The sequence below is a fragment of the Maribacter sp. genome (assembly GCA_020629415.1).
GTDB lineage: Bacteria > Bacteroidota > Bacteroidia > Flavobacteriales > Flavobacteriaceae > Maribacter > Maribacter huludaoensis.
Genome location: JAHDDL010000029.1, coordinates 37879 through 50622, shown reverse-complemented (window position 1 = coordinate 50622; position 12744 = coordinate 37879). Strand labels below are relative to the sequence as shown.

Annotated in this window: 9 protein-coding genes and 1 tRNA gene; 7 read left to right on the top strand and 3 right to left on the bottom strand. The window is 37.3% G+C overall.

Annotated elements, in window-relative coordinates; translation table 11 throughout:
* Positions 1 to 3 precede the first annotated feature (3 nt).
* Positions 4 to 83 (bottom strand) — tRNA-Leu (locus QZ657_RS12490).
* A gap of 191 nt (positions 84 to 274) precedes the next feature.
* On the opposite strand from QZ657_RS12490, the gene QZ657_RS12485 reads away from it, so the two are divergent.
* The 3 genes from QZ657_RS12485 to pth all read left to right on the top strand — a co-directional run bounded on the left by QZ657_RS12485 (position 275) and on the right by pth (position 2605).
* The gene (locus QZ657_RS12485; protein WP_276471338.1) at positions 275 to 1216 is read left to right on the top strand and encodes a ribose-phosphate pyrophosphokinase; all 942 of its coding nucleotides are present in this window, start codon (positions 275 to 277) and stop codon (positions 1214 to 1216) included.
* A gap of 40 nt (positions 1217 to 1256) precedes the next feature.
* On the top strand, positions 1257 to 1889 hold the full coding sequence (locus tag QZ657_RS12480) for a 50S ribosomal protein L25/general stress protein Ctc (RefSeq protein ID WP_276471337.1): 633 nt from the start codon (positions 1257 to 1259) through the stop codon (positions 1887 to 1889).
* Positions 1890 to 1975: 86 nt separating this feature from the next.
* Positions 1976 to 2605, top strand: coding sequence for an aminoacyl-tRNA hydrolase (gene pth / locus QZ657_RS12475; protein ID WP_291967249.1), 630 nt, complete (start codon positions 1976 to 1978; stop codon positions 2603 to 2605).
* Here pth and QZ657_RS12470 read toward each other — a convergent pair.
* Together QZ657_RS12470 and QZ657_RS12465 are read right to left on the bottom strand one after the other, a co-directional pair.
* Complete coding sequence (locus QZ657_RS12470; RefSeq protein WP_291967247.1) at positions 2602 to 3288, bottom strand: hypothetical protein; 687 nt, start codon at positions 3286 to 3288, stop codon at positions 2602 to 2604. The genes pth and QZ657_RS12470 overlap by 4 nt on opposite strands.
* Positions 3285 to 7049, bottom strand: coding sequence for a reprolysin-like metallopeptidase (locus QZ657_RS12465; RefSeq protein WP_291967245.1), 3765 nt, complete (start codon positions 7047 to 7049; stop codon positions 3285 to 3287). Before QZ657_RS12465 ends, QZ657_RS12470 begins: the two co-directional genes overlap by 4 nt.
* Positions 7050 to 7102: 53 nt before the next feature.
* On the opposite strand from QZ657_RS12465, the gene QZ657_RS12460 reads away from it, so the two are divergent.
* The 4 genes from QZ657_RS12460 (at position 7103) to QZ657_RS12445 (ending at position 12504) form a co-directional block, all read left to right on the top strand.
* Positions 7103 to 8029, top strand: a complete 927-nt coding sequence (locus tag QZ657_RS12460) for a bifunctional riboflavin kinase/FAD synthetase (RefSeq protein WP_291967244.1) — start codon at positions 7103 to 7105, stop codon at positions 8027 to 8029.
* A 2-nt stretch (positions 8030 to 8031) separates the two neighbouring features.
* On the top strand, positions 8032 to 9363 hold the full coding sequence (locus QZ657_RS12455; protein WP_291967242.1) for an HTTM domain-containing protein: 1332 nt from the start codon (positions 8032 to 8034) through the stop codon (positions 9361 to 9363).
* Positions 9364 to 9443: 80 nt separating this feature from the next.
* Entirely contained in the window at positions 9444 to 10715 is a 1272-nt protein-coding gene (gene serS / locus QZ657_RS12450; RefSeq protein WP_291967240.1) for a serine--tRNA ligase, read from the top strand.
* Positions 10716 to 10962: 247 nt separating this feature from the next.
* A complete protein-coding gene (locus QZ657_RS12445) occupies positions 10963 to 12504 on the top strand; it encodes an amidase (RefSeq protein WP_291967238.1) in 1542 nt (513 codons plus the stop codon).
* The last annotated feature ends 240 nt before the right edge of the window (positions 12505 to 12744 follow it).

Genomic DNA, 12744 nt, shown 5'->3' with positions numbered 1-12744 from the left:
AAGTACTCGAGGCGGGAATCGAACCCGCACTCCGAAGAACTGGATTTTGAATCCAGCGCGTCTACCAGTTCCGCCACTCGAGCATAATTTACCAGATAAAACCGGCACACTGTCAAAACAGGACTGCAAAACTAAATAATTATTTTCTTTTCAACACCAAAAATATCAAGATTTATGCATTAGCAACCAAATTTAATTTTTAAATTTGCACCTTCTTAAAATAAAAGCCTCAATATTTTATTGAACCAACTATTTGGAAAACAACTAGAAAGACATGCCATACCAAGTTCCTCAACCGAAAATATTTGCTTGTACACAAAGTGAAATCTTAGGCGAAAAAATCGCCAAGGCTTACGGAACTGAATTAGGCAAGATATCTTTTTCTCGTTATAGCGATGGAGAATTTCAACCTTCGTTCGAAGAATCTATCCGTGGAACAAGAATTTTCATTATAGGTTCTACACACCCAGGTCCAGAGAATTTAATGGAAATGTTGTTAATGATAGATGCCGCAAAAAGAGCATCTGCAAGACATATTACAGCAGTAATGCCATACTTTGGTTGGGCAAGACAAGATAGAAAAGATAAACCTAGAGTACCTATAGCGGCAAAGCTTGTTGCAAAAATGCTTGAAACGGCAGGTGCCACCAGGATTATTACCATGGATCTTCATGCAGACCAAATTCAAGGTTTCTTTGAAAAACCGGTAGATCATTTGTTCGCTTCAACACTTTTCTTACCATACTTAAAAAGTTTAGGTTTGAAAGACCTAACCATAGCTTCACCGGACATGGGAGGTTCTAAAAGAGCCTACGCCTATTCTAAAGCTTTAGATAGTGATGTTGTAGTGTGTTATAAGCAAAGGGCAAAAGCCAATGTAATATCGCACATGGAATTGATTGGTGACGTACAGGGCAAAAACGTGGTTCTTGTGGATGATATGGTAGATACCGCAGGTACATTGACAAAAGCAGCAGATTTAATGATGGAGCGTGGCGCCATTAGTGTTAGGGCCATTACAACTCACGGTCTTTTATCTGGTGACGCATATGAAAAAATAGAAAACTCAAAACTGACCGAGTTGATCATTACGGATTCTATACCGGTAGAGGTTAAGAGTGATAAAGTAAGAGTATTGACCTGTGCAAATTTATTCGCAGAGGTAATGGACAAGGTTCATAACAATAACTCTATTTCTTCTAAGTTCTTAATGTAAGTTAGAAGCAAAACAAGAATATTAATTTTTAATATATATAATGAAAGCAATTACAATTAAAGGATCAGAAAGAGAAAGCGTGGGCAAAAAGGCAACAAAGGCCCTACGTAATGCTGGAAAGGTTCCTTGCGTGGTATACGGAGGGGATAAACCATTACACTTTTCAGCAGATGAACTAGCGTTCAGAGATTTGGTTTACACTCCAAATGCACACACAGTTGCAATTGAATTAGATGGTGGAGCTTCGGTTAAAGCCATTATGCAAGATATTCAGTTTCACCCTGTAACAGATGCCATCATCCATATTGATTTCTATCAATTATTCGATGACAAAATGGTTACTATGAATATTCCTGTAACATTAGAAGGAAATTCTCCAGGTGTACGTAACGGTGGCCGTTTATTGTTCAGAAAACGTAAACTTGCCATTAAAGCTTTACCAAGCAAATTACCAGATTTCTTCAATGTCGATATTTCTAAATTGAAAATCGGTCAAAACATTTCCGTAGGATCTCTTATGAGTGAAGATTTCACAATTTTACATCCAGAAAGTCAAGTTGTTGTACAAGTTAAAACTGCTCGTACTGCTGTTGTTACAGACGATGAAGATGAAGATGGAGAAGAAGGTGCAGAAGGTGCAGAAGGCGCATCTGAAGAAGCTGCTCAAGAATAGTCTTAACAGTCTAAATTATACATTAAAGCATCCTGGTACTTGTATCAGGATGCTTTTGTATTTTTGCAACCTAAATTAAACTACCAATGTTTCAGTTTTTAAAATCATTTTTTAACGACAAGAACATAATTACCGAAGAGAAAGACCACATGAAAAAATTTTTAATCGTTGGCCTTGGCAATATAGGAAAAGAATATACTGAAACAAGACACAATATAGGCTTTAAAGTACTTGATGAAGTTGCCAAAGTAAATGACTTTACCTTTGAAACCGCTAAACTTGGCGACATAGGATCCTACAAAGTAAAAGGCAGAACGATCATATGCCTAAAACCATCTACATACATGAACCGTAGTGGCAAAGCTTTAAAATACTGGATGGATAAAGAAAAAATTCCTCAAAGTAATGTTTTGGTGATAACAGATGACATTAATCTACCTTTTGGCACTATTCGCATTAAAACCAAGGGTAGTAATGGAGGTCATAACGGATTAAAGGACATAGAGCTCTATCTACAAACAATACTTTACAATAGGTATAGGTTTGGTGTAGGAGCAGATTTTGGCAAAGGCAGACAGGTAGAATACGTCTTAGGAAAATGGAACGATGAAGAAAAAGCGCTCCTACCAGAACGTTTAGAAAAATCGACTGAAATCATAAATTCATTTGCCCTTGCAGGAATTGCAAGAACTATGAACCAATTCAATAATTCTTAGAGGACCTTAAAGCTATACACCCCGGTATCCGATCTATTACCTTCTTCATCAATTACAATGACTTTCCAGTAATAAACAGTATCCGTAGTTACGGAAACCTTTACACTTGTTTCTGTTGACGATAGCTCTCTAATTAAATCTATTGGCAGTGTTTCTACCGAAAAATATACTTCAAAACCTACAATATCGTCATCTAGATCAGATGCGGACCATGATAGCTCTACTTCGTTATTAATATCTTTAAAAACATTATCCGACGAAGCAGGCGTTATTATAGTTGCGGGAAAAGGTGCAAATGTTGACCTTGAGCCAGCATTATAAAAATACCACTCTTGACTAGAGACCGTTTCTTCTACCTCACTATTTCTAGAGCGTACAAACCATGAAAATTGCTCCCCTTTGGCCAAAGGTAATCTAGCCGAACTAGAAGCCGATACAATAGTCTGAACCGTACCTGTTGCTATATTGGTAACACGCAGCTCATAGGTTTCCGTATTATCTGCCAAATTCCACCTAAACTCTACTTGACTGGTTTCCTCACCTAAACTAACACCTGTAGTACACTCGGAATTCTCTTCTGGAAACACCAAAAGAACAGCTTCCGGAGGGTTCGCGGCGCTTTTCTTTTTACAGCTGGTTACGGCCAAGAACAAACATATAATAAGTGCTACAAAACGCATCATTCCTTAATTATTTTAGAAGTTCCATTAATTGTTCTACCCTCATATTTTAAATAATAAATACCCGTAGAGAGCAAACTTAAATCTAACTGCATTACACCACCGGTAACCTTAACCGATTTATTAGAAATATATCTTCCATCGGCGCTAAAAATGCTGACATTCACTTCTTCTTGTTCAACGCCTAAATACACCTCTACAATATCTTTCACAGGATTTGGATACGCAATAGGCTCTGCATAAAAACCAATTTTTTCTTCATAGACACCTTGGCAAGGTATATCCGTATACACTTTTAATGTGTTCAATCCTTTTTCCAGATTTAACGCAACGATCGATTCTTCGGTCTGTACCGCTACACCGTTCAATTCTATCGTGTAAAATGATGAACCCTTCATTTCCAATGTTACCTGAGAGCCATCTATTGCCACCTTAGAGGTTACGCTTAGCGGTGATGGCTCTGTAATCTGCACCTCAACACAATACTCTTGATATGCAACTATGCCATCAGTACCCGTTATACATAAGATATAGACGCCAGACTCTAAATTGGCTAAATTAAAGGCATTTGAAAAACTCTGTGTAAGACTTAAACCATTACCTGACACTACAACTTCATAATCAAGAGCCAATTTTGGAACTATTGACAAAGAACCATCATTATTATTACTACAGGTCTCACTTTCTAGACTGATTATGAAATTCTCTACTGGAAAACGGTAAATAGAACAACCTGAAGCATCTACTTCTTGACCCGCCGGTGTACCCAAACACAGATCATCACCATCATCAAAAACACCATCATTATCGGCATCTGGCCTATACACACCCTCTACACAGGCCTCAATAGAAAATGAGTTTAAACTACCACCGTCAGAAGGAGCGTTATCCTTTACTTCCAAAATCCATTCGCCCAGTATGGATTCTCCATTGAAAGAACTTAAACTACCCAATGGTTTTACGGAACCACTAATACCTGGATTTACCGAACATGTAAATGCAGGACTATCATCATCGAACAACGCATTGATATCCCTTGAATCTCCACAAGAATTAGAAACCAGTATTACGGTAGTACCTGCCGGTGAGGTTAAACTTACTACCAAATCTGCCAAAAATGTATGTTCTATATCAAGTTGTACATTAATATCTGCAACCGGCAAATCTTCAAGAAAAACGATTTTAGAGGTAATTACCGGTGTACCACTACTAGAAATGGCAATTGGCATACCTGTAGCACTTTTTGTAGCACAGTTAAACTGCACCGTAGAAAAACTAAATGAAGCACTAAATACACCCTCCCCACAGTCGTTTTTTGGCTTAACCCTCCAGAAATAAGTACTGTTGTTATCTATTTGTGTGGGCGAGAACGAACTACCGCTAACGGTAGTTGATTCTATAATATTCGTAAATGCGGCATCATCTGAAATTTCTATATCATATAACGTATTTCCTACAGAAGTTTCCCATTCCAACAAAACATCGGTAGAGGCATTTTCAAATCCATCAATAGGCGAAATCAGAGCAACCTCCTCAAAATCATCATCATAAATTCTCAGCTGAAGCATGATTTCCTTGGTTACCGTTTCTGCAGTTGCCAAGACCCTTACAGGATATATACCTGCATCTACCGCAGAAACACCCTCAAAATCAATAGAAACCAAGGTATTATCCGCATCTGCGACTGCAGGTGTAAAGGTCGCGGTCATACCTATAGGCAGATCAAGCACACTAAAAGTACTCTCTTCATTAAATCCCAGATCCGTTTCATATGTAAAATCGACACTAAGATCGTCCGGCTTACAGATATCAAAAACAACCTCGTCAAAGTCCAATACAATTTCTGATGGTGTAATAGAGAAGTTTACATCGTTGACCGCAAAGAAAATATTGTCATCTGCCCTGATTATAAAACGCCCCTCGCTTGTTGCAATATTGGGTATAATTATAGCCTGATTGCCATCGTTCAACGTATTTTCTTCCAAAGCGATCGGGAAAGTGTCACCACCATCCGTAGATAAGTATATAGAAACAGTTTGGGCATTTATAGGTGATATATCGGTATTGGCTACGTCCCAAGTAATAGTTTGCACAGTACCTGCCTCAAAAGATTCTTCGGTGCTTTGAGAATTAATTAAAAACGGACCGGCTTCATTGATTACGGACACCGTCATCTCATCTGAAGCTGACTGCCCTCCGTTTATAGCATTATCCCTAACGGTCAATGAAAAATTTAAATCGCGACCAACATTGGCCAGGGTTTCCCAAGCAGTTCCAGAGGAAGGTACCGTTTGCGTAAGCTCTCCATTTAAGATTCTTTTTAAACTAGGAAAATATCTTTCTGGAGTCAGTTTTGGCGGTAATGACCTAAAATTTGCCCCGGCAGGATTATCGGGACCAAATGTAGCTTGGGTAACTATACCGTTATCAATTTGCTCCCAAGTATAGCTTAATACGTTTGTGGCATCAACATCAGTTGCCTCGCCCGTAAGAACAAAAGGAGTTCCTTTGGGTATGCTATAATCTGTTAGCGGAGAAATTATTGGCGGATTATTTACAAGCACCTCTGTCTCACCGCATGAAACCGTTTCAAGATAATCACGTATCTGCACAATACTCACGTAATGAAAATAGTCATCACTGTTAGAAGCAACATTATTTACCCCCGTAATACCGGCATAACCCATAATAGTGGTTCCACTAGCAGGTTCTACCTGTACCGTTGTACCTTCAGATATATGTGAAAAAGAATGATTTGCCCCAAACTGATGTCCCATTTCATGTGCCACCAGATCAATATCGAAAGCATCGCCCACGGGAGAGGACAATGTGGTATAACCACTGCCCTTTCTACTATCTATACAGACAGCACCTATGAACCCAGAATTACCGTCCAAAGTATTATTCTGTTGATTAAAGAGGTGTCCTATATCATAATTGGCCTCACCTATTACGCTGGTCAATGTATTTTGTACTTGGCTACTTAAACTACCTGTATATGGATCCGTATCCGGATTGGTATAGATTACAAGATCGGTATTGGCTATTAACTCCAGGGTTATTGCCAAATCACGCTCAAAAATTGCATTGATCCTGGTTAAGGTAGCATTAATTGCCGCAAGGGCATCTGCTTTTGTACCACCATGAAACTCGGTATACTCGCCCGATGCTGAAATGGCAACCCTAAACTTTCTCAATGTTTGATCATCTACAAGTTTTGCGGTAAGGTTTTGTGAATATTCTTTGACCTCTGGCATAGTTTTACATACAAAATCCACATCACGTTCATCTTGCTCTGTCCTGCGGTACAAAATATAGGTGTCATCGGCAGATTTTTGCATAAACAACGCTCCATTTTCACCAGAAGTCATCATGGTACTCTGTATTCCCTTATCAGAAACACTAAATCTAATTTGCTTGGTAGCATCATGCAAAGCAACACCTTTGTATGATTTTATAGATGGATATTTAAGCGCAAGTTCTTTAGAAAAAAGGTGGGCATCTTCCACCAAAAAAGGAATTAGCTTTCCCGTTTCATCCGGAAAATAAACAATCTTAGATGTTTCTTTCTTTGTTAACGACCGTAAAAACTGTTGCTGATCAAGCTTAAAAGCAGTTCCTTTATTTACTCGCAACTGTTGCTTAGTGAATTGTTTGGCCGTATTGTTCAATTCCGAATTTTTCCAATAAGCAGTTTGAGCTAAACCGGAAAAGGAAAGAAATACTATGGTAATTGTAAAAACAAGGCGTAATTTTGCAATCATTAAGAGGCTTTTAACTCAAAATCAAATATAAGTCTTTTTATTTTCTATCATAGGTGATTACAGTCCGCAACATTTCTAAATACAAAGAAGAACATCCTACGGTCATTACCATAGGCACGTTCGACGGGGTTCATATAGGCCACCTTAAAATACTTAACAAAATCATAAATCATGCCAAGAATACCGAATTGAAATCTTCGGTACTTACATTTTTTCCGCATCCGCGAATGGTGTTACAAAAAGACACCAATATAAAATTGCTGAATACGATAGACGAAAAAATTGGCATTTTGGAAAAATTAGGTCTTGATATACTTATTATTCACCCGTTTACCAAAGAATTCTCTAGACTTACGGCAACCGAATTTGTTCGAGATATGCTTGTAAACACTTTGAAGATCAAAAAAGTCATCATTGGCTATGACCATAGATTTGGCCGCAATAGAAATGCCAATATATCAGACCTGATCACTTTTGGCGGCACTTATGATTTTACGGTCGATGAAATTCCTGCTCAAGAAATTGACGATGTATCCGTAAGTTCAACAAAAATTAGAAAAGCGCTAGAAGACGGTGATATTGAAACAGCAAACAGCTACCTTGGCTACGAATATATGCTTACAGGAACCATCGTTAAAGGTAAAGGCATTGGCAAACAGTTGGGCTACCCAACGGCAAATCTGTCCATAGCCGAAGATTATAAGCTAATACCTAAAAACGGGGCTTACATTGTAAATAGTTTCCTGAACGGCAAAGTTGTTCATGGAATGATGAATATAGGGTACAACCCAACCGTAAATGGCACGGACAAGTCTATAGAGATTAATTTTTTCGATTTTGATGCAGATCTGTACGACTTAAAAATTCAAGTAAATATTTTGGTTCGTTTACGAGATGAACATAAATTTGAGTCTATTGATGCCCTTAAAACACAGTTGGCAAGGGACAAAGAAAAATCTTTACAATTCATTAATCGGTAATTATGCTCAACAGGTTATTATTTCAACGTATAGATAATAGCCCATTAATTATCTTCCGTATATTTTTTGGTATTCTTATTTCCCTAGAATGTTTTGGAGCTATTGCTACAGGTTGGGTAAACCGAAATTTAATTTCACCCAAATACACGTTCCCTTTCATTGATTTTGAGTTTTTACGGCCATTGCCCGGCAACGGCATGTATTTTTATTTTGTACTGATGGGGCTACTTGGTCTCTTTATTGCCATTGGATTTAAATACCGAGCCAGTATTATATCGTTTACCGTATTATGGACGGTTACCTATTTAATGCAAAAAACAGCTTACAACAACCACTACTACCTACTTATACTTATTTCATTGATCATGTGTTTTTTTCCAGCGGAGAGAAGTCGGTCGTATGATGTAAAAATAAATCCGGAACTGGAAAGTAATTCCATGTACGCCTATATAAAATGGATAGTAGTATTACAACTCTTCATCGTTTACGTTTATGCCTCGGTAGCAAAATTATATGGAGACTGGTTAGACTTCAGCACCATAGCCGTTTTAATGCATTCAAAAAAAAATTATTGGCTTATAGGCAATATTTTACAAGAACCATGGATCCATAGTATCATTGGATCTGTTGGTATTTTGTTCGATTTGCTTATTGTACCTGCATTACTCTGGAAACCAACAAGAAAAATTGCATTCTTTCTTTCACTGTTCTTTCATCTATTCAATTCTATTATATTTCAGATCGGCATTTTCCCCTACCTATCCATTGCCTTTAGCGTATTCTTTTTTGAACCAGAAACTATTCGCAAGATATTTTTCAAATCTAAGAGACCGTATACTTCGTCAGAACTAATTGTTCCAAGACACAAAAACGCACTTCTATCAGGCCTTACTGTATATTTTATCATTCAATTACTGCTACCAGTAAGGCACCATGCAATTAACGACAATGTTCTTTGGACAGAAGAAGGCCATAGAATGAGCTGGCGCATGATGCTACGCAGCAGACAAGGCAAAGGCAGGTTTAAAGTAGTTGACAAGGACACTAAAGAAGTATTTATCATAAAACCTAAAGATTTTGTATCTAAAAGCCAAGAACGGAAAATATTTGCCTATCCAGATTTTACATGGCAGTTTGCCCAATACTTAAAAAAGGAGTTTAAAAAAGAAGACAGAAATGTTTCGGTATATATAGAAAATTCAAAAATCAGTATTAACCGCAAACCTTATGTTCCTTTTATAGATTCCAGTACGGATTTAGCTGCCGAGACTTGGTACAGAACAAAACACCATGACTGGATCCTACCGTCTAACCTTGAAAAGCCTAAAAAATAATTCTATACGTTTTTAGTACCTAAAAGTGCCCATTATAAATGTAGGATTAATGTAAATTTGCAGTCAAATAGATTTTTACAATGTTACAAATACAGACCATAAGAGATAATAAAGAAGATATTATCCTTGCCCTTGGAAAAAGAAACATTGACGCACTGCCTTTAATTGAAAAAGTGCTTCAATTAGATGAAAATAGACGTGCTGCCCAAACAAGTTTGGACAATGTATTAGCAGAATCGAATAAAATTTCCAAAGAAATTGGCGTATTGTACAAAACCGGAAAAGCTCAGGAAGCCAATGTCCTTAAAGAACAAACGGTAAAATTAAAGGAAGAATCAAAGCAGTTAAGTGAAGCGCTAAGCTCAGCGGAAGAAGAGTTACAAACACTGCTATACCAACTACCAAACGCCCCACATTTATCTGTTAAAAAAGGTTCTACAGAAGAGGACAATGAAGAAATATTCAGTGAAGGCGAAATACCTAAATTAACAGAAGGTGCCTTACCACATTGGGAGCTGGCAAAAAAATACGACATTATAGATTTTGAACTAGGTGTTAAAATAGCCGGTGCAGGTTTCCCAGTTTACAAAGGAAAAGGCGCTCGTTTACAACGTGCCTTAATTGCTTATTTCCTGGACAAAAATACCGAGGCTGGTTATACAGAAATTCAAGTGCCACATTTGGTAAACGAACTATCTGGTTATGGCACCGGTCAATTACCGGATAAAGAAGGTCAAATGTACCATGTAACTGCAGATGATCTTTATTTAATACCAACGGCAGAGGTACCTGTAACCAACATTTTTAGGGATACAATCGTAAACGAAAGCGATTTTCCTATAACATATACCGGCTACACACCTTGCTTTAGAAGAGAAGCAGGTAGTTACGGGGCACATGTACGCGGATTAAATCGTTTACACCAATTCGATAAAGTAGAAATTGTACGTGTAGAACACCCTACAAAATCTTACGAAGCATTGGATGGCATGGTTGAGCATGTAAAGAATATTCTTAGAGAATTAAAATTACCATACCGTATTCTTAGACTATGTGGTGGTGATTTAGGCTTTACCGCTGCGCTAACTTTTGATTTTGAAGTATTTTCAACTGCACAAGATAGATGGTTAGAAATTAGCTCTGTCTCTAACTTTGAAACATACCAGGCTAATAGATTAAAACTACGTTTTAAGGATGAAAACGGTAAAAACCAATTGGCACATACATTAAACGGTAGCTCTTTGGCCTTACCACGTGTTCTGGCCGGAATACTGGAAAACTACCAAACTGCAGACGGAATTAAAATTCCGGATGTTTTAGTGCCTTATTGTGGTTTTGATATGATTGACTAATTACCAAATAACACTGTTTTTGGCATAATACTATATTTTAGAGAAAACATACTTTTATATAAAACGCCGTACAACAAGGCTTGTACGGCATTTTACATTCAAAAATAGACCTAAAAATATAGAAATGACAAAACTTTCATTGCAATTATAACACTAATACCAAACCCCGCCTATATTATTTATTTTAGTAGAAGGTTCAATTTTCATTGGTAACGTAAATTGACATAAACTTAAAATCTTCTACATTATGAATTTTAAATTCAATTACTATTTGTTGATTATCAGTATAGTTTTATTCAGTTGTTCTGATGAAAAAATTACAAAAAACAAAGAATTTGATATTGAAGAACTGACTATTTCTGACATTCATAAAGCGTATGAAGCCAAAACCTATAATAGCCAACAATTAGTACAAGCATATTTAAATAGAATTGAAAAATATGACACTTTAACGAATGCTCTTACCACAATAAATGAAAATGCTCTTAACATTGCCAGATCTCTTGATGAAGAATATGCAAGTACAGGAGTTTTACGTCCGTTGCACGGTATTCCCCTAATTGTAAAAGATAATATTAATACCGCCGGTTTACCAACTACGGCAGGCTCTTTGGCTTTACAAAACTACATACCAGAGGAAGATGCCTTTATTATTGAAAAACTGGTCAATGCAGGTGCTATAATCATAGCAAAATCTAACATGGCAGAATGGGCATTTAGCCCAATGCATAGCGAAAGTTCTACTGCCGGTACTACTAGAAATCCATATAACACAGATTATGTGCCGGCGGGATCCAGTGGTGGTACTGGCGCCTCCATAGCTGCTAATCTTGGCACAATAGGTCTAGGTACAGATACGGGGAATTCTATTAGAGGACCATCTTCCCATAATGCCCTGGTAGGCTTTAGAACAACACTAGGTTTGGTAAGTCGTAGTGCTATTGTTCCGCTTTATTTAAGAAATGATGTAGTAGGACCAATGTGCCGTTCAGTTGAAGATGCTACCAAGGTATTAGAAGTCATTGCAGGCATAGACGCTAAGGATCCACTTACAAAATATTCAGAAAGTAAAAAACCTGAAAATTATACGCAGTTTCTTAATAAAGATGCACTTAAAGGTTCTAGAATAGGTGTTTTTAGAACATTAAGTGAAGATAACCCCCACCCTGAAATAACCAAACTATTTAATAATGCCCTTGTACAGTTAGACTCTTTAGGTGCTTCGGTTATAGATTCTGTTGTCGTTCCCCGTTTTCAAGATTTAAGTCAGAACCAATGGTGTGCAACATTTAGAACAGATGTAGAAACCTTTTTAGAAGACTACGTTAAAAATGATTCTTTAAAAACTATCGAAGATATTATTGCTGTTGGCAGTACATCTGATTTTGCTGGAGAAAGATTAGTTAGAAACGCGGCACACTCGGGCAGATGGGAAGATTCAGAAATCCCATGCTTAGATGCCTACACAGATATACGTAGGATAGCTTTTAGGGAAGCTATTGAAAATGTAATGGATTCTTTAAAACTAGATGCCATTGTTTACCCATCATGGAACAACCCACCAGCCCCAATTGATCAATTTCAAAAGGAATACAAAGGAGATAATAGTCAGATAATTAGTCCGCATACCGGTCAACCTGCATTTACAGTGCCTATGGGGTTTACAAGTGGAAATTTACCATCGGGACTCCAATTTTTAGGCAGAATGTACGACGAACCAATTTTGATAGGACTTACGTATTCTTATGAACAGGGCACTAAACACAGAAAACCGCCCGAGTTAAACTAGTTGACAAAAGATAAATTAAAGATATATAGACTATTTGTTATTCTAAGGCGTATATAAACAAGCAGATAAAAATCTGTGAACACACTGCTTTTAAATAACACATATGAAAAACAGTATTCTACTTATTATACTTTTAACTATTATAGCCTGCAACAATCAAGATGACAGTAGTATTACAGAAACTGTAACCGAGGAAGTATCGGATGGTGTATCGGATGATGTATCGGATGATGTATCGGA